The organism is Bacillus sp. Au-Bac7 (assembly GCF_021341655.1).
Lineage (GTDB): Bacteria > Bacillota > Bacilli > Bacillales > Cytobacillaceae > Niallia.
This window is the reverse complement of record NZ_JAJTTG010000008.1, coordinates 1-17,675: the sequence shown is the minus strand read 5'-3', so window position 1 is coordinate 17,675 and position 17,675 is coordinate 1. Positions and strand designations below refer to the sequence as shown.

16 protein-coding genes are annotated in these 17,675 nt (G+C 37.6%); 13 read left to right on the top strand and 3 right to left on the bottom strand.

The annotated features are described in order from the left end of the window. Positions 1-32: 32 nt before the first annotated feature. The 7 genes from LXM54_RS19775 to LXM54_RS19745 all read left to right on the top strand — a co-directional run bounded on the left by LXM54_RS19775 (position 33) and on the right by LXM54_RS19745 (position 6,679). On the top strand, positions 33-1,667 hold the full coding sequence (locus LXM54_RS19775) for an ABC transporter substrate-binding protein (protein ID WP_233316960.1): 1,635 nt from the start codon (positions 33-35) through the stop codon (positions 1,665-1,667). Positions 1,668-1,699: 32 nt separating this feature from the next. Further along, positions 1,700-2,764, top strand: a complete 1,065-nt coding sequence (locus LXM54_RS19770; RefSeq protein ID WP_233316959.1) for an LLM class flavin-dependent oxidoreductase — start codon at positions 1,700-1,702, stop codon at positions 2,762-2,764. 241 nt (positions 2,765-3,005) lie between these two features. Further along, complete coding sequence (locus LXM54_RS19765; protein ID WP_233316958.1) at positions 3,006-3,569, top strand: GNAT family N-acetyltransferase; 564 nt, start codon at positions 3,006-3,008, stop codon at positions 3,567-3,569. 18 nt (positions 3,570-3,587) lie between these two features. Further along, positions 3,588-4,355 carry an amino acid ABC transporter permease gene (locus LXM54_RS19760; RefSeq protein WP_233316957.1) on the top strand — a complete coding sequence of 256 codons (768 nt, stop codon included), beginning with the start codon at positions 3,588-3,590 and terminating at the stop codon, positions 4,353-4,355. Positions 4,356-4,380: 25 nt separating this feature from the next. Continuing rightward, positions 4,381-5,214: a transporter substrate-binding domain-containing protein gene (locus tag LXM54_RS19755; protein WP_233316956.1), complete on the top strand. Its 834-nt coding sequence runs from the start codon at positions 4,381-4,383 to the stop codon at positions 5,212-5,214. Between the two features lie 17 nt (positions 5,215-5,231). Continuing rightward, positions 5,232-5,942 (top strand): ABC transporter permease subunit, encoded by a 711-nt coding sequence (locus tag LXM54_RS19750; protein WP_233316955.1) that lies wholly within the window; start codon positions 5,232-5,234, stop codon positions 5,940-5,942. Continuing rightward, positions 5,939-6,679: an amino acid ABC transporter ATP-binding protein gene (locus LXM54_RS19745; RefSeq protein WP_233316954.1), complete on the top strand. Its 741-nt coding sequence runs from the start codon at positions 5,939-5,941 to the stop codon at positions 6,677-6,679. The genes LXM54_RS19750 and LXM54_RS19745 overlap by 4 nt, the downstream gene beginning before the upstream one ends. Positions 6,680-6,736: 57 nt before the next feature. Here LXM54_RS19745 and LXM54_RS19740 read toward each other — a convergent pair whose 3' ends face one another. After that, a complete protein-coding gene (locus LXM54_RS19740; protein WP_233316953.1) occupies positions 6,737-7,450 on the bottom strand; it encodes a CPBP family intramembrane glutamic endopeptidase in 714 nt (237 codons plus the stop codon). A 248-nt stretch (positions 7,451-7,698) separates the two neighbouring features. On the opposite strand from LXM54_RS19740, the gene LXM54_RS19735 reads away from it, so the two are divergent. The 4 genes from LXM54_RS19735 (at position 7,699) to LXM54_RS19720 (ending at position 13,776) form a co-directional block, all read left to right on the top strand. Continuing rightward, positions 7,699-9,285, top strand: a complete 1,587-nt coding sequence (locus LXM54_RS19735) for a catalase (protein ID WP_233316952.1) — start codon at positions 7,699-7,701, stop codon at positions 9,283-9,285. Positions 9,286-9,526: 241 nt separating this feature from the next. Continuing rightward, positions 9,527-10,966, top strand: a complete 1,440-nt coding sequence (pdxR, locus tag LXM54_RS19730; protein ID WP_233316951.1) for a MocR-like pyridoxine biosynthesis transcription factor PdxR — start codon at positions 9,527-9,529, stop codon at positions 10,964-10,966. Positions 10,967-11,428: 462 nt separating this feature from the next. Further along, positions 11,429-12,886, top strand: coding sequence for an aldehyde dehydrogenase family protein (locus tag LXM54_RS19725; RefSeq protein ID WP_233316950.1), 1,458 nt, complete (start codon positions 11,429-11,431; stop codon positions 12,884-12,886). A gap of 20 nt (positions 12,887-12,906) precedes the next feature. Then, on the top strand, positions 12,907-13,776 hold the full coding sequence (locus tag LXM54_RS19720; RefSeq protein ID WP_233316949.1) for a methyl-accepting chemotaxis protein: 870 nt from the start codon (positions 12,907-12,909) through the stop codon (positions 13,774-13,776). Positions 13,777-13,843: 67 nt separating this feature from the next. Here the strand turns inward: LXM54_RS19720 and LXM54_RS19715 are convergent, their stop codons facing one another. Further along, positions 13,844-14,839: a hypothetical protein gene (locus LXM54_RS19715; RefSeq protein ID WP_233316948.1), complete on the bottom strand. Its 996-nt coding sequence runs from the start codon at positions 14,837-14,839 to the stop codon at positions 13,844-13,846. Positions 14,840-15,153: 314 nt separating this feature from the next. Between LXM54_RS19715 and LXM54_RS19710 the strand changes: the two genes are divergently transcribed. Next, positions 15,154-15,345 (top strand): hypothetical protein, encoded by a 192-nt coding sequence (locus LXM54_RS19710; protein ID WP_233316947.1) that lies wholly within the window; start codon positions 15,154-15,156, stop codon positions 15,343-15,345. A gap of 580 nt (positions 15,346-15,925) precedes the next feature. Next, positions 15,926-16,840: an ROK family protein gene (locus tag LXM54_RS19705; RefSeq protein ID WP_233316946.1), complete on the top strand. Its 915-nt coding sequence runs from the start codon at positions 15,926-15,928 to the stop codon at positions 16,838-16,840. A 58-nt stretch (positions 16,841-16,898) separates the two neighbouring features. On the opposite strand, the gene LXM54_RS19700 is transcribed toward LXM54_RS19705, so the two are convergent. Then, complete coding sequence (locus LXM54_RS19700) at positions 16,899-17,552, bottom strand: HAD family hydrolase (protein ID WP_233316945.1); 654 nt, start codon at positions 17,550-17,552, stop codon at positions 16,899-16,901. Positions 17,553-17,675 lie beyond the last annotated feature (123 nt).

Below are 17,675 nucleotides of genomic sequence, written 5' to 3'. Positions count from 1 at the left end.
AGTAGATAAAAAGAGATTAGGGGGAGACAAAGATGTTGCAATTAATTGGATTGCGAAAGCCTGTCCTATTTTATATAATGGCAGTTTTGCTGGTGCTGACTGCTTGCGGTAATGCTAACGAAAATACTTCTGCAAGTGAAGATGCAGAGCCCAAAGAAGGAGGCGAACTGGTTTATGGCCTGGCAACAGCGCCGGACAGTCTTGACCCTCATACGAGCGGGATGGCTGTATCCACGAGGGTGAATAACAGCATATATGAAAAGCTCGTTTATCAAACAGAAAATAATGAGATAAAACCGTGGCTTGCAACTAGCTGGGAGGTATCGGACGACCAAAAGTCTTTTACATTCAAATTAAGAGACGATGTTACCTTTCATGATGGCAGCAAATTCAATGCAGAAGTAGTTAAGTATAACTTTGACCGCATCGTAAATCCTGAAACGAAAGCTGCTAGTGCATATGCTTTGATTGAGAATTATGAGTCTTCCGAAGTGATAGACGAATATACCATAACCATTCATTTCTCAGAGCCTGCTGCAACCTTCTTAAGTAATTTAAGTCAGCCTAAATTGGCAATTGTTTCAAAAGAAGCTGCTGAAAAGTATGGCTTGTCTCTAGCAACAAATCCAGTTGGCTCTGGGCCATTTAAGTTTGTGAATCTTGATGAGAACAATGAAATTGTCTTGGAAAGATTCGATGATTATAATCGGAAAGCTCCCTATGCTGACCATGAAGGAAAAGCTTATTTAAATAAGCTTACGTACAAAATTATTCCTGAAGAGGCAACGAGAATAGGCAGTGTCCAAAGCAATCAATTAAATGCGGTTGAAACAGTGCCGCCACAAGATCTTAAGTCTATTAAAGCAAATGGAAACTTGCAAATTTATGAAACACAAACAGCAGGGATGCCATATGGTCTGTTTGTAAATCCGGAAAATGAGCCATGGAATGAATTAGAAGCACGATTAGCACTGAAGGAAACGATAGACGTAGATAATATTGTTAACACGCTTTATCTAGGAACATATAAGCGCGCATGGTCTGTCATAACACCAACAATTCTTGGATATGACAAGGCCCTCGAAAATACAGCGAAAATTGATATAGAGAAAGCTAATAAACGATTAGAAAGCCTTGGCTGGACGAAGAATAGTGAAGGGATAAGAGAAAAGAACGGTAATCAACTGGTGCTTCGTTTAATAGACAGCAATGTTAACAGAGAGAAGCGCCACGATATTGCTACAATCATTCAGCAGCAATTAAAGGAAATAGGGGTAAAGCTTGAGTTTACTACATCAGCAGACTATTATAATATCACTAAAAATGGCAAGGATTATGATGTAATTGGCAACAGCAGGGTAGCTGGTGATCCTGATGTGCTCCGGCTATTCTTCCATTCTGATAATCTGCCTGAAAATGGCGGTTCAAGCCTCGCTCGACTTCATGACAGTGAAATTGATCAATGGCTGGAGAGTGGTGAGTTGGAGACAGATGCAGCTAAAAGGGCCGACTTATACAAAAAGGTGCAGCAAAAATTGATTGGGCAAGGATACTTTATTCCTATTTATGTCTTCCCATATACTGTAGCAACATCTAATGAAGTTAAAGGTTTAACCTTTGATTCACAAGGCTATCCGCAGTTCAACGATGTTTTCATTAATAAGTAATAAAGAGAAAATTATAAAGATGAGGGATCGCCATGAAATTCATTTTATTTTCACTTATCAGCAATCACGTGAATCCTGTGAGCGGTGAAACATTTACCGATTATCAGAAACTGGAAAATGTTATAAATCAAGCTGTTCTGGCAGAAGAGCAAGGATTTGATGGTTTTGGAGTGGGGGAAAGGCATGGTCCGCCATTCCTTTCCTCCTCTCCAGCAGTTGTACTGTCGACGATTGCGGCAAAAACTACAAAAATACGGTTATTGACTACTGTAACGGTTTTAAGTGTGTTGGACCCTGTCCGGGTTGCAGAGGATTTCGCTACATTGGATCAATTATCAAAAGGACGGCTTGATTTAATTATTGGAAAAGGCAATGACCCGCGGCATTATCCTTTGTTTGGAATAACAGAGGAAGAACAGTGGGAATCACTGTCAGAAAGGTATGATTTATTAAAAAGACTATGGGCGGAAGAGTCTGTTACATGGAACGGAAAGTACCGTGCGCCTTTAGAAAATGTCACAATTGAGCCAAGGCCATACCAAAAGCGAATTCCCATCTGGCATGGAAGTGCATCCAGCACGGCTTCTACTGAATTAGCAGCGAAAAATGGTGATCCTATTTTCTCATCTAATGTTTTTCATCCACTGAAAAAATATAAGCAGCTGATTGATCATTATAAGGAAAGACTGGAGTTCTACGGGCATGATTCTAATAAGGCAGTAATCGGATCTGGAGCAGGCAGCTTATATATTGCCAACACGAAGGAGAAGGCTATAAAGAAATATCGTCCTTATTATGATGCTTTTATGAATACAGATGCTTCCAAGCACAATAATTCACCTTTTAATGATTTAGAGGATTATATTGAAAATGGTCCGTCTTTAGTCGGATCAGCAGAATCTATCATTGAAAAGATTTTACTTTACCACAAAGCTTTCGGTCATCAAGTGCAGGGGTTAAGTGTGGATGGACTTAGCGAAACAGAACAAAAAGAACAAATTCAACGATTTTCTGAAGAAATTCTGCCTGTTTTGCGCAAGGAAATTCCCGATTTTATTTGGAATCAGCCGAAAAAAACAGCTTCTAACTACCTTTAAACCTAGTATTCTTATGGGATTATATTAATTATTAGTTTTATTGAATTGATGCTTTACTAATACTAATTAGTCAAAGAGTGAAAAAAATATTATAGTATACATATCCAATCAGATTACATGGATATAAAAGCAAGTAAGGAAGGAGCGGAGAGCTTAGGTAGGTAAATGCAACTTGACTTTCAATAACTAGAAAAAAGTATCAACATCTTTATTGAAAAAATATACAGAATGGAGAATTTGTATGAGTGAAGATATCTTTCGAATTGCAACAAAAGAAGATGCCCCAGCATTTCTAGAATTATTGTCCAGTGCATTCAAGTCGGTTGGAGAATTAGGCATCAACTGGCCTTCCACAAGAGCCACGCTTGAAATGGTTACGGAAAATATCGTTAATTCCACAGCTGTCGTCATGGAACGGGACGGCAGACTTATCTCAACAATTACAATCCGCTTTCCTTGGGAAAGTAAAACTCCTGTATCAGGCTACCCGTTTGTTTGGTGGTTTGCGACAGCACCCGATTTAAGCGGACAAGGAATAGGCAATAAATTATTGGACTATGTAGAAAACACTCTGCTGCGTGACACATTTAAGGCTCCTGCCTTTACCCTTGGTACATCCGGCAAAAAGCATCCTTGGCTATTGGAAATGTACAAACGGAAAGGCTACAAGGAATATTTCCAGCATGAAAACGATGGAGACATCGGAGTACTGATGTATAAAGTGTTAATACCAGAACGCTTTGATAAGAGTATTCTCGGAACTCCGCCGTTTGTGGACGCTAAAGCTGAAAAGACTTCTGTATAACAAGAAAGGAGGCAACCTATGGGAGAGTTTTTTAAATGGGAATACGTAGTTTCCCTCTTCCCTAAAGTGTTAAGTGCTCTTCCGACAACCTTATTGATTGTATTGATTGCCACACTGATTGGAGCTGCTGTAGGCTTACTAATTGCGTATCTGCGTATAGAAAAGGTGCCTGTACTCAATCAACTTTGTATCCTATATATTTCCTTCGTAAGAGGAACACCGATATTAGTGCAAATGTTTATCGTTTTCTATGGTCTACCAAGCTTGCTTGGGGCCATGGGAATTGATCTTTCTCAATGGGATAAAATCTATTTTATTTATATAACTTACGGATTAAATACGGCAGCATTCTTTTCTGAAATTTTCCGTTCTGCCATATTGAGTGTGCCTGCATCACAATATGAAGCAGCTGCCTCGATTGGATTGACGAAAGGACAGACATATCGAAGAGTGCTTATACCGCAGGCGAGCAAGATTGCGATGCCAAGTCTCGGTGCCTCCATCATTAATCTTTTGCAGGACACTTCTCTTGCCTTTTCTTTAGGGATATTAGATGTAATGGGCAAGGTGCAGACTTTAGGAGCTTTATACTACCGAGTTATGGAAGGTTATTTCATTGCTGCCGTTATTTTTGTCGTATTGAGCATTGGATTAGAGCAATTATTTGGTGTTCTCGAGAAGAAATATCGTTACCCGAAACGAAGCAAAAAAAGCATCAGAACACCTATTTTGACTAATGGCAAAAAGCTGCTTTTGATGCCGAATGGAAAAAACAAAGTGAATTAAATATTAAGGGAAAGTGGGAAAAGTCATGAGAATACTGCCGAAATTTAAATCGTGGAAGGTTATTGGTATTACAGCTGCATTAGGATTGGTGCTGGCAGGGTGCGGAAATGGAGATAATGCAGAAAGTGCCAGCGCAGACAACAATGATTCTGATGCGAAAGAGATAATCGTCGGAACTGGCAATGCGTATCAGCCATTTGTTTATTTGGATGAGAACGGGAAGCTGACAGGATATGAAAAAGCAGTGCTCGATGCAGTCGATGAAAAACTTACGCAGTATAAATTTAAATACGAGTCATTTGAATTTAAAAATATTCTGCCTGCACTTGATGCAAATAAAGTAGATTTGGCAGCACATCAGTACGAAGTGAATGAGGAAAGACAAGCAAAATACTTATATGGAAAAGTAGGTTACACGGATTACACAAGCTATATCGTAGTAGATGCTAATTCAGGTAGCAATTTTAATACATTAGATGATTTGGCAGGTAAGAAAGTTTATACATCAACAGGAAGCAACCACGCGTATATTTTGGAGCAGTACAATGAAGAGCATGACAACAAAATAGATATAGTATATGGCACCGGTGCTAATGAGGTGCTTGTAAAGGATCTACAAACTGGAACAATTGACGCAACATTGCTGACTAAGTTTGATGTAAACAAATTAAATGAGCAATTTAAAGCCGATTTAAAAACATCAGGTGAGCCTGCCTATGTTTCCAAAACATATTATCTATACAGCAAGGATGATACAAAGCTGCAAGAAGATATAGATGGAGCTCTGCAAGAGTTAATTGATGAAGGCAAACTTTCTGAGATTTCACAAGAAGTTTTAGGAGGAGATTTTACTAAGTAAGAAAGGAGGGAAATGATATGGATTTTGATTTCCCATTTATGTTTAAGGCTTTGGCTGCGGCACTGCAATATTTGCCAACAACCTTGCTGCTAGGATTTTTGCCTTTGATATTAGGTTCAGTGTTTGGTCTTGTCATTGCGCTTGTACGATTTTATGAAATCTCGGTCCTTTCCACTTTCTTTAAGTGGTTTGTGACCATCTTTAAAGCGATTCCTGTCATTCTTATTTTATTAGTTACTTATATTATCAGTTCCGATATGTTGGATCAGCTGGCAAAGTCTTGGTCATGGGATATCAGCTTCAAAAATATTGACAGAAGATGGGTAGCAATTTTTGCTTTAACATTATACGCCACTAGCGGTTTGTCTGAAATCTTTAGAGGATCACTGTCTGCCATCCCAAAAGGACAGTTTGATGCTGCATATTCAATAGGACTATCTGGGACACAAGTAATTAGGAGAGTAGTAATTCCGCAAGTATTTCCGATTGCCTTTCCTATGATAAACAGTACGCTAATTTCCTTGATCAAGGCATCCTCTTTAGTATCGATGGTTTCAGTTGTTGATATATTGAATGGTGCGCTAATTGAGGCAAACGTCAATTATCGCTTCCTAGAAGCTTATGTGGCTGCATCCTTAATTTACTGGCCCGTTTGTGCCGCACTAGAGGGAATATCATCCGGCTATGAACGTTATTTCAGCCGCAGCAAAAGGAGAGGCTTCGCATGATAGAAATTAAAAAAATCTCCAAAAAGTTCGGGAAAAATGAAATTCTTAAAGGAATTGATCTGCAAATAAAAAAGGGTGAGGTTGTCGTCATACTAGGCCCGAGTGGTTCAGGTAAAACAACTTTCTTGAGATGCCTGAATTTTCTGGAAAGGGCAGATTCCGGCGAGCTGACAATAAGTGATAAAAGGGTCCATTTCAAGAAGGCAAGTTCTAAAGATATATTGGAGCTCAGACGAAAGACAGCGATGGTCTTTCAGCAATATGACTTATTCCTCCATAAAACAGCGATAGAAAACATTATGGAAGGACTAGTGATAGCTAGGAAGGTGTCAAAGGATAAAGCGTATCAAACTGGATTAGAACTGCTGGAAAAGGTCGGTTTAAAGGATAAGGAGGATTTTTATCCCCACCAGCTGTCAGGCGGTCAGCAGCAGCGTGTCGGTATTGCGAGGGCACTTGCTTTGAATCCAGAGGTCATTCTATTCGATGAACCTACCTCCGCCCTTGATCCAGAATTAGTCGGAGAAACACTAGATGTCATAAAAAAGGTTGCCGAAAGTGGTGTCACAATGGTTATTGTCACACATGAAATGAGCTTTGCATATGACATTGCCGACAGAATCGTTTTTATGGAAGATGGTGTCATTGTTGAGCAAGGCACCCCAAAGGAAGTTTTTGAACAAACAAAGGAAGAACGAACAAAACAATTCCTTGCTAGGTTTTCCTATGAAAGATAACAGTAAACATCCCAATTGTGTAAGCAGCTAATCAATTGGGATGTTTTTTATTTATTGCTATCGAACAATAAGTACTAATAAGTAGGATATAAAGTTATTAAAACCATGCGCAATGATGGAAGTTTCTAAACGATTTGTCTTTATATAGACTAAGCCTAAGAAAAATCCTAACCCGCTGTACAATATCATCCCAGGCAAAGAGAAACCGGCAAGCATATGCATACCGCCAAATAATATGGAGCTAAACAATAATCCTAAATATTTATGCTTGGTGAAAATATGTCCAATGATAACTTTGCGGAAGAAAAATTCCTCAATAATTGGCGCAAGTATCGTTACTTGAATAACAGTAATGAAGCTTGTACGAATCATTTGCTCTACCGCTTGCTGGTTTTGCGGAGCTTCCTCCATATTCAGACCGAACAACAAAGAGATAATGACAACTACAATCGCAGTTGCTATTTTTCCTCCGAAAAAAACATAAACAGCATATAACAGATCTTTACCTTTTACAATTGGTTTTTTCCACTGAAATAATGACGTTTTTACATAGAGAAAAACGATAAATCCTAATATGAAAAATAGAATGAGAAGGTTAAGTACAACGCTCAGCATTGGACTGCTGATTTGATAATCCCCAAAAGCTACCTCCTTCGTTGTTCCTACTCCAACTAAGTAAAAAAGTAATTTAATCCCTATCGGCAAAATTGTCATTATCAATAAGTATGTAATAAAAATCCATATGTATTTATTCTTGATGAGTGTTTTCAAAAGCATGTCTCCTTAAAACAATAATAAAACAATTATACTAGATTTATTTTCCAGTTCATAGCAAAAGGGTGGTTATTGGTGTATGTAATCAAGCTAATGTAAGAAATGTTAAGGTTAAAGGAAAATACCTGAGGCTTTTTTATATTTATTCTTAAATAAGGATTATTTTAATGAAAATGGGGTAATAGTTTCATAGGATAAAATTGGACAATATTGTCCAAATAGTAATGAGAAAGGGATGAAGAAGGTTGAGAAACGAACAGTCAAAGAATGAAAATAAACGGGAAAACGAAGATACGTTAACGAATAGACAGGGACATCCTGTAACGAATAACCAGAATATTCGGACTGTCGGCAACAGAGGTCCCGCAACGTTAGAGAATTATAATTTCATTGAAAAAATTAGTCATTTTGACAGGGAGCGTGTTCCAGAGCGTGTTGTACATGCCCGTGGTGCAGGTGCTCACGGATATTTCGAGGCATATGGCACAGCTGGGGATGAACATATCTCCAAATATACACGTGCTAAGCTTTTCCAAGAAAAAGGCAAGCGCACTCCTGTCTTTGTTCGTTTTTCATCTGTCATACATGGAGGGCACTCACCGGAAACGCTTCGTGATCCAAGAGGGTTTGCTGTGAAATTCTATACAGAAGACGGAAATTGGGATCTTGTCGGAAATAACTTGAAGATATTCTTTATCCGTGATGCAATGAAGTTTCCTGATATGATACATGCCTTTAAGCCAGACCCAGTCACGAATATTCAAAGTCCAGAGCGGTTCTTCGATTTTTGTGCAAGCTCACCGGAAACATTCCATATGGTGACTTTCGTTTATTCTCCTTGGGGAATTCCCGCAAACTACCGCATGATGCAGGGATCAGGTGTCAATACATATAAATGGGTGAACAGCGAAGGAGAATCGGTTCTGGTGAAATACCATTGGGAACCAAAGCAAGGAATTAAGAATCTTACTCAAAAGGAAGCCAATGAAATTCAGGCTACTAATTTCAATCATGCCACTCAAGACTTATACAATGCCATCGAACAAGGGGATTACCCAGAGTGGGAGCTGTTTGTTCAATTTATGAGCGATGAAGAACATCCTGAGCTAGACTTTGACCCGCTTGATGATACGAAGCTGTGGCCGAAAGATGAGTTCCCTTGGATTCCAGTAGGTAAGATGGTTCTTAACAAAAATCCAGAAGATTATTTTGCAGAAGTAGAGCAGGCAGCATTTGGTACAGGTGTCCTTGTGGACGGCTTAGAGTTCTCAGATGATAAAATGCTTCAAGGACGAACATTCTCTTATTCTGATACACAGCGCCACCGTGTAGGAGCAAATTATCTTCAGCTCCCAATCAATGCACCGAAGAAGAGAGTTGCTACTAATCAAAGCGGCGGTCAAATGCAGTATCATGTGGACCGAAAGGACAAGCATATTAACTATGAACCTTCTATTCTCGGCGGCTTGAAGGAAGCAGAGCCTTCTGGCAAGGATTATAGTCCAAGAGTTGAGGGTAATCTTGTCCGCGAATCTATTGACCGAAACGACAATACAAAACAAGCAGGTCAAACGTACAGGGAATTTGAACAATGGGAAAAGGATGAATTAATCTCCAATCTTGTCGGAGACTTGTCTCAATGTGATCAAAGAATTCAAGATGCAATGATTGCACTTGCTGAAGAGGCAGACGAGGAATACGGGCACCGTTTGCGAGAAGGATTGGCTAATGCTGCAAGCGATAAGCCTAGCAGTCATCCATTAGGAAACAAGGAAAGTGATAAAGCACCAGAGCAAGCGGTTGAGAAGGGGCATGATGCAGATCCTTATTAATTGATATACACGTAAAGAACACCCTTTAGGTAGAGAGCAGCATAAACTCTCATTAACGAGAGATGCTGCATTTCTCCCTGAAGGGTTTTTTATTTGTGATTAACCATGATAACGTGCCAAAGTTATAAAAGTGATATTTAAAAGGAGTAAACGGATAGTATATAATATTAATTCTAGGCAAATTAAGAGAAGAATAAATGATAGTGAATGAAAAATAATTAATTACTGGAGATTCAAAAAAATGGATTGGAAACCAGATAAAAGTAAAGGAAAAGCCGTTTATAAGCAGATTGCAGAGCATATAGAACAAGGGATACAGAATGGATTGTTTCCGATTGATAAACCATTGCCATCCGAACGTAAGCTTGCAGAGGCTTATAAGGTCAACCGCAGTACAATTGTTGCAGCCTATTCAGAGCTGGAAGCAAATGGTCTAGTCGAAAGAAAGCGAGGGAGCGGGACGATTGTCAGCAAGGATATATGGGGGCTGACAAAAAGGCGAATCCCAAGCTGGAATAAATATATAGAAAGAGGTTCTTTTCAGGCTAATATGCCTGTTGCTCAGCGGATAAGACATATATCTGAGGAGTCTAGTCTTGTGAATTTTGCCAGCGGTGAGCTTTCAAATGAACTTATGCCGGAGGATTATGTCAAAAAAATAATCAATTCCCAAAGTTTTACTGGCCACTTAGGATACGATCATCCACAAGGGAATATTGAGCTTCGTAAAACGATCAGTGATCATGTAAAACGCGATAAGGGGATAGTAACTACCCCCGATTCCATTCTAGTTACTTCAGGAGCCCAACAGGCTATTCATCTAATTATTGAATGTCTTTTGAAACCAGGGGATGCAGTAGTTATTGAAAATCCGTCTTATCACTACAGTTTACCGATTTTTAAGTCAGCAGGGCTAAAGGTATTTCATTTGGATGTAAGCAAAAAAGGTATTAATCCAGAGGAGCTTATTGATTTGCACAAAAAGCATCAAATAAAAATGATATTTTTGAATCCTATCTTCCAGAATCCTACAGGGATGATTTTGCCTGCTGCTAAACGGAAAAGAATATTAGATATTTCCTCAGAATTCGGCATCCCCATTGTCGAGGATGATCCATATAGTCTCCTTAACTATACAGAGGAAGATACAAATACATTAAAGTCATTAGATGAAAATGGGAATGTCCTGTATATAAGCTCCTTAACTAAAATTGCTGCTTCTGGTTTCAGAATTGGCTGGGTAATCGGACCAACTCCCGTTATAGAGAGGCTTGCAGATGCAAAACAGCAGTTTGATTTCGGGCATTCTGTCTTCTCCCAATGGATTGGCACTGAATTCTTACGTTCTGATTACTTTACAGAGCATATTGAGGCTTTAAAAAGCAAATTGGAGCAAAAACGGGATATTATGATAGATAGTATCGCAGAAATTCTGGGAGAGCAAGTTGACTACTATTTTCCCCACGGAGGTATCCATTTATGGTGCAGATTAACTGGCGGAATGGACGAAATTCGCTTGTTAGAACAATCGATTGAAGAGGGGGTTATATTCACACCCGGCTCTATCTTAGGCACGAAATCTGGCTATATGCGGTTAACATACGGTAAAGTAGACGATCAAGAAATCCCGGTCGGTATAAACAGGCTTGCTAAGGCATTAAGAAAAATAACCAGCACCTAAACATAGAATTAATATATGACAAATAAAATTTTAGCCGATTAATCATCCATTAATCGGCTTATTTGTGTGGAAAACAGTATTAATGAGTATGATTACCATTATCGATTAGGTATTTAGAACTATTAAGATCGATTTATTTATGACGAAATAATTATTAAAGAATAATATACCAACAATGTTGTTATTTAGTAATTATGGTAAATGTGCTTTACAGCTTTTACGAGAAATTATAGCTTAGGAGGATACAATAACAACAGTATGCTAGAAAAAGCTTTTACCGATTTTCTAGTATTATGGTAGCACTTTCTTTTATGCAGTATCTTCTTGAAACAAATTAGCACTGCTTATACATTTTGCTTATCGATTGATAAATAAAGTTAGTGCTTAGTTTTTTTATTAGAGGAATGCAGGAGCATGTATCTGCAAGCAAATCTTTTACACAATTAAAGGAGGATATTCAATATGTTAAGTTTTGAATCATTAGGAAAGCAGTTTATAAACGGTGAGTGGCGAGATGGTAATAGCGGCAAAGCGATGGAAAACATTAATCCTTATAATGATGAGATTTTAACAAGCTTTATTATCGCAGACAAATCCGATGTGGATCTGGCATACCGTGCAGCAGAGAAGGCAAAGGAAGAATGGGATAAGGTAAATCCTTATAAGAAGCGGGATATCCTCGAGAAAGCAGTATCTTACATAGAAGCACATGAAGAAGAAATTACAGACCTAATCATCGACGAACTTGGTGGCACAAAACTTAAAGCAGCGTTTGAAATTGGTTTAGTAAAAAATATGATAAAGGAAGCTGCAACTTTCCCATTGCGTATGGAAGGTAAAATCTTGCCTTCTGTAGAGGATGGGAAAGAAAACAGATTATATAGAATTCCAGCAGGTGTAGTAGGGGTAATTAGTCCATTTAATTTTCCTTTCTTCTTATCAGTTAAATCAGTAGCACCTGCTTTAGGAGCGGGAAATGGTGTTGTCTTAAAGCCACATGAACATTCGCCAGTAACAGGCGGAACACTTATTGGCAAAATTTTTGAAGAAGCAGGAGTTCCGAAAGGGCTATTAAATGTAGTAGTCACAGATATTAAAGAAATTGGAGATACATTTGTAGAACACCCAATTCCTCGGATCATTTCATTTACTGGTTCAACTAAAGTCGGAAGCTATATTGGCCAATTAGCTGTGAAAAACTTTAAAAAGCCATTACTTGAACTTGGCGGCAATAGCGCGTTTATTGTGATGGAAGATGCTGATTTAGAATATGCAGTTAATGCTGCAACTTTTAGTCGATTTACCCATCAAGGACAAATTTGCATGTCTGCAAATCGTATTCTAGTGCATGAATCCATTTATTCCACATTTATTGACAAATATGTTCAAAAGGCAGCGTCATTGAAAACAGGGGATCCTAGAGACCCAGAGACAGTAATTGGACCTGTAATCAATGACAGACAGGCACAAGTATTAGCAGACATTATTGAAGCTGCGATAAAAGAAGGTGCAAATCCATTGTTAAGAGGAAAAATTAAAGGGAGATTAGTAGAGCCTACTATACTTGAAGTAAAAGATCCAGAATCTAAACTAACCCAAGAAGAATTGTTTGGCCCGTTAGTTTGTGTCATACCTTTCAGCACGGATGAAGAAGCCATCACTATTGCTAACAATACACCTTTCGGATTGAGCGGTGCTATTCACACAGCTAATGTGGAAAGAGGAGTAGAAATTTCTAAGAAAATCCATACTGGTATGATTCATGTAAATGACGTAACGATTAACGATGAACCAATCGTAGCCTTTGGCGGTGAAAAACAATCAGGGCTTGGCCGCTTAAACGGTGAGTGGAGTTTAGAGGAGTTTACGACATTAAAATGGATTTCCGTTAATTACGGACAAAGGTTATTCCCTTATTAATGATAGAAAGAGGTGGAGAAATGATAGATGTAAAAGAGGAAAATAAAGGTGCTGTAACTTCTGAATTGCTGGAGGCTTTTATTAAAGTAGCACCTTATTTAAATAATTTAGTCCAAGACGATATCACTATCGGAATTTATGATACGGAAAAATTATTAATGAATGTGCCTGGTAAGAGTTTTTCTTTGAATGTAACTCCTGGCGATCCATTAGCGGAAGGTGACATCATTACAGAGGCAGTGAGACGTAATGAAGCCAAAGCGGCGATGGTACCGAAAGAATTATTTGGTTTTCCATTGATAGCAAGAGCCATCCCTTTACATGACGAGAATGGAAGAGTAATAGGGGGAGTTGGTTTAGGGACAAGTCTAGAGAAGGCAAACCAGCTTTATGAAATGGCTGAAAGTTTTTCGGCTATTGTGGAAGAGACAGCAGCATCCATCGAGGAAATCAGTACATCTGTCTCCCAGCTTTCTGAACAAGTAACAGAAGTTTCCTCTCAAATAAGCCAAGTAAGCAACAGTGCTGAGGAAATTGGAAACATATCGACTGTAGTAAAAGGAATATCAGACCAGAGCAACCTGTTAGGCCTAAATGCTGCAATTGAAGCAGCCAGAGCCGGAGACTCTGGTAAAGGCTTTTCAGTTGTAGCAAATGAAATTAGGAAACTGGCCACTAATTCTAAAGATAATGTTGGTCAAATTAACGATATTACAAAAACCATTCAGAACTTAATTAAAGACCTGGGAAATGCGTTTAATAATATTAATAAATTAACAGATACGCAGGCTGGTTCCATTCAAGAATTCTCTGCAACCATGCAAGAAATGAGCAAAACCGCTCAAGAGCTGGCAGAATTAGCTGAGAAATCGATACAGACAAATAACTAGAAACAAAAAAAGAATTCACTGTTATGTGCAGTGAATTCTTTTTTTATATCAATTGGTTTGTTCATTGCTATTCAACCTCTATCGTAAAACGATAACCGGTTTCTATAGAAGAATAATACTCATCATTTTTATGTTTATATGGATCTGGGACAATAACTGCAGAATATTCATATAACCCCTCTTTATCCGGAGCTGTAATAAAAAATGTGCCGTAATCAATAAAATTAGGATCATTTTTTATAAATAAATAAGGTGCACCATTCATCTCTGTTTGTTTCCAATCCAGCATACTGATAATTAAATAATCCTTTGCCTCTGGATATTTTCCAGCGTTATAAGCTAGTTTAATTTTTTCACCCTTTTTGGCTTTTAGGTTGTATGGCGGATATAATATTTCTTTAAAATTATTAAAATTTTCATTTACCATTAATCCTTGATATTCAGCTTTTATCTTTTTTTCAGGAGAAGTATACTCCTTATTAGAGTTAAACGATTGATTGCTTTTATTAAAAGTAATCTCATAGTCTAGGGTCATTCCATATTCATTTGTCATGGCTTCAATTGTACTTGCATTTTTTTCAGGAGATGCATAGACAGCCACTAATAGCTTATGTGAATGCTTATCTGCAGTTATATTTGAGGCTAGCTCAATTGGAAACCTAATTGATTTACCTGTCTCCAAATGAAAGGGGTATGAGCTCAGATAATTTTTATTATCAATTTTAAAATCGACTTCTTCGTAATCATATAATACTTTTAAAATATAGTTACCAGTATTTCCTCGATTGTCAAAGTGAACTTCTAATTTATCTTGCGGGCTATCCATTACAATGGTTCCATATACTTGGCTTTCTTGTTCTATGACTAGACTGTTTAATTCTAGTGAATAACCTGCGCCTAGGTCTAAGCTATCTTGAGGTACATTAGAAATCTTTATATTGCCTGTTTCTTCTCTTCGTTCTGAATTTTTAGACAAATTTAAATGTATAATTAAAAAAATCACTACAATTAAAAGTAATAAAGCTAAAAAAAATGTTTTTTTTCTAAATAGAAAATTAATCAACGACATCTCCTTCCGTTAAATAAAGCTACAGAAATGTCTGTAGCTTTTAATTTTAGAATTTTAAAGTTGTGTTAGCTGTTTCTAACGATGATGTTTTCTTTTTCTTTAATTCATGATATCCGTGGAAAGTAGCTTTTTCTGTAGAGGCTACTAGTTTTGAAGTACTCACCTTACTAGTATTATTTAAACTATGCCATCCGGTTGAACTTGTAGAAGTACCATTATTGTTACTATTAACTTTAGCCTTTAAAAAATAAGCTGTACCGCTATTAACAGTTGTTGAAGCAGAAGCACGAGGTTTAAGTCCTAATGGATTGGAACCAGTTAAAGTTCCCTTACCTGAAGAAACAGCTCTTGCTGAAGCACTGTTGCTAATACTAGACTCGTCCTCTAAGGTGATTGCTGGTCCTTCAACATCCTCATTTTATACATCAGTAGCACTTACTGAACTTGCTAATAATCCAAGGGCGAGAGCAGAAGAAATTACAAACTTTGACATTGTTTAATCCACACTCCTTTTATAAATATTTTGATGTTACAAAACAATCATATATTAATCTGAACATGTCTAAAATAAACTTGTGTAATCGTTCACAATATGGACGAACAAGTTTGAATATTTGTTGAAGGGTTGTTTTTCTTAAAGGGTTTTAGAGCAAATTTCCTGAATTAACGAAATAACTTACTATAAAAATCAAAAACTTACATCAAAATTTGGATAGTTGTATATTTTGTTCTTAATTTAGACAAAAACATTTTTTATATAAAGGGAGAATAGGAAAATTACCTCAAAAAACAAAAATAAATTATAAGTTGCTTTACTTTAGGATAAGTTTTCTTTGGTTTAGTCCTTATCTTTTCACAACACAAGGTGTTTTTTATGATAAATATATAGCTTTTGAATAGGGGAATTAGGTTATAAGTGTTCGCACTTTTAGTATGAGTCCTAGCTTTAGGGAAGGAATGAGTAATAGTAAAATGCCTATTCATTAAAAAAGGAAAAATCCATTTCTATGGCGAAATATAATAGTACTTCAACTATTCTGATAAACTAAAAATTATTAAAAAAGACTAGGAGAATTATACATGTATTTCGTACTAGATATCGGTGGAACATTTGTTAAATATGCGTTGATGGATACTGCAGGAAATATTTCTTCTAAAGGGAAAAAACCAATGCCTCGTACGAATTTGGCTGATTTTGAAGAGGTGTTGTTCAGTATCTTGGATAATCATGATTTATCTGCAGTAAAAGGAATTGCTGTCAGCTGTCCAGGGACAGTGGATGTAGAGACTGGCACGATTTATCATGGTGGATCTTTCCCGTTTCTTCATGAAGTGAATCTAGCGAAAAGAATTGGGGATAGATATGGAAAGGATGTTACCATTGAAAATGATGGTAAATGTGCGGCATTAGCTGAACTATGGCTTGGCAGCATTAATGGTGCTAAGGATGCAGTTGTCTTAGTGCTTGGCAGCGGTGTAGGCGGAGGTATAGTTATTGACGGCAAGCTGCATCGAGGGGTTAATCTCTCAGCAGGTGAAATGAGCTTTGTAATGGATAAAATCAACATGGAAACAAGAAAAGCCCAATATTTTGGCTCTGATTGTTCGGCAGTGCAAATGGTGCGTCGTATTGGTGAAGCAAAGAATTTGGACGATCCAACGGACGGTGAAGCGGTATTTGAATACATCATCAACCAAGATGAAGAAGCGAATGCTATTTTTGATGGATTTTGTATTTATCTTGCTTCTCAAATATTAAACTTGCAATATATATTAGATCCGGAAATCTTTGCGATTGGCGGCGGTATCAGCGCACAGCCAATACTTATTGAAAGAACAAAATGGGCATTAGAGGAAATAAAAAAACAGAACCCGCTCCATATGGCAAATCCTAACATTACAGTCTGTAAGTTTCAAAACGATGCTAATCTTTATGGTGCACTTTATCACTTTTTTGTTAATAGAGAAAAGGAAATAGTGATTAAAGAAATTTAACTGGTATGGAAAAAGAGGAATAGCCTCCTGTATGGGGGTATTCCTCTTTTGCTCTCTATTACTTATACTTACTAACCAATTCACTAAGCGGCATTGCCAGCATGGAATCAAAGCGGTAATCCACTTCACAGAACTGCATGGCATTTGTTACTTCGTTTGGGAATATGACAATATTCAAGCCTGCTGTTTTTGCAGCTTGCGCTCCGTGTGCTGAATCTTCAAATGCGATACATTCTTTCGGCTCCAATCCCAGGCAGCGGGCTGCTTCTATGTAAAGTGCTGGATCTGGTTTTACTTTTTCTACATCATCAGAGGTTTTGATACAGTCAAAGTAATCAAATAGACCTAATCTTTTTAAATGACTTGAAACCCACTCATAATTGGAGCTGGATGCAAGGCCGATTTTTAAGCCTGCTGATTTGGCTGTTTCCAGATAATCTCTTACTCCTGGTCGCTCCTGTTCTGATGCCAGCTTTTTCAAAAAGTTCTCTTTGAAGGTACTTTCTATTACCGCTAAGTCCAGTTTTTTCTTAGCTTGCTCTTCCAGGTATACGTATGGGGAAAAATCGGTGTGTGTGCCTATTTCCTTTTGCCATAATTCTAATGGCAATTCACAGCTGTGTTCTGCAAACAGCTCTTGCAATAAATGATACTGATGTGTTTCTGTGTCAAAAATAAGCCCGTCAAAGTCGAAGATGATACCTTTTATCATATGTTCCTCCTTAGATACACTTTTGTTAACATTAACATGAGGGTATGTAGGGGTTCAATACGTACCCTTACACTTCATAATATTAACATAATCTAAATAAACATAAAAAAACCCCACACAAAG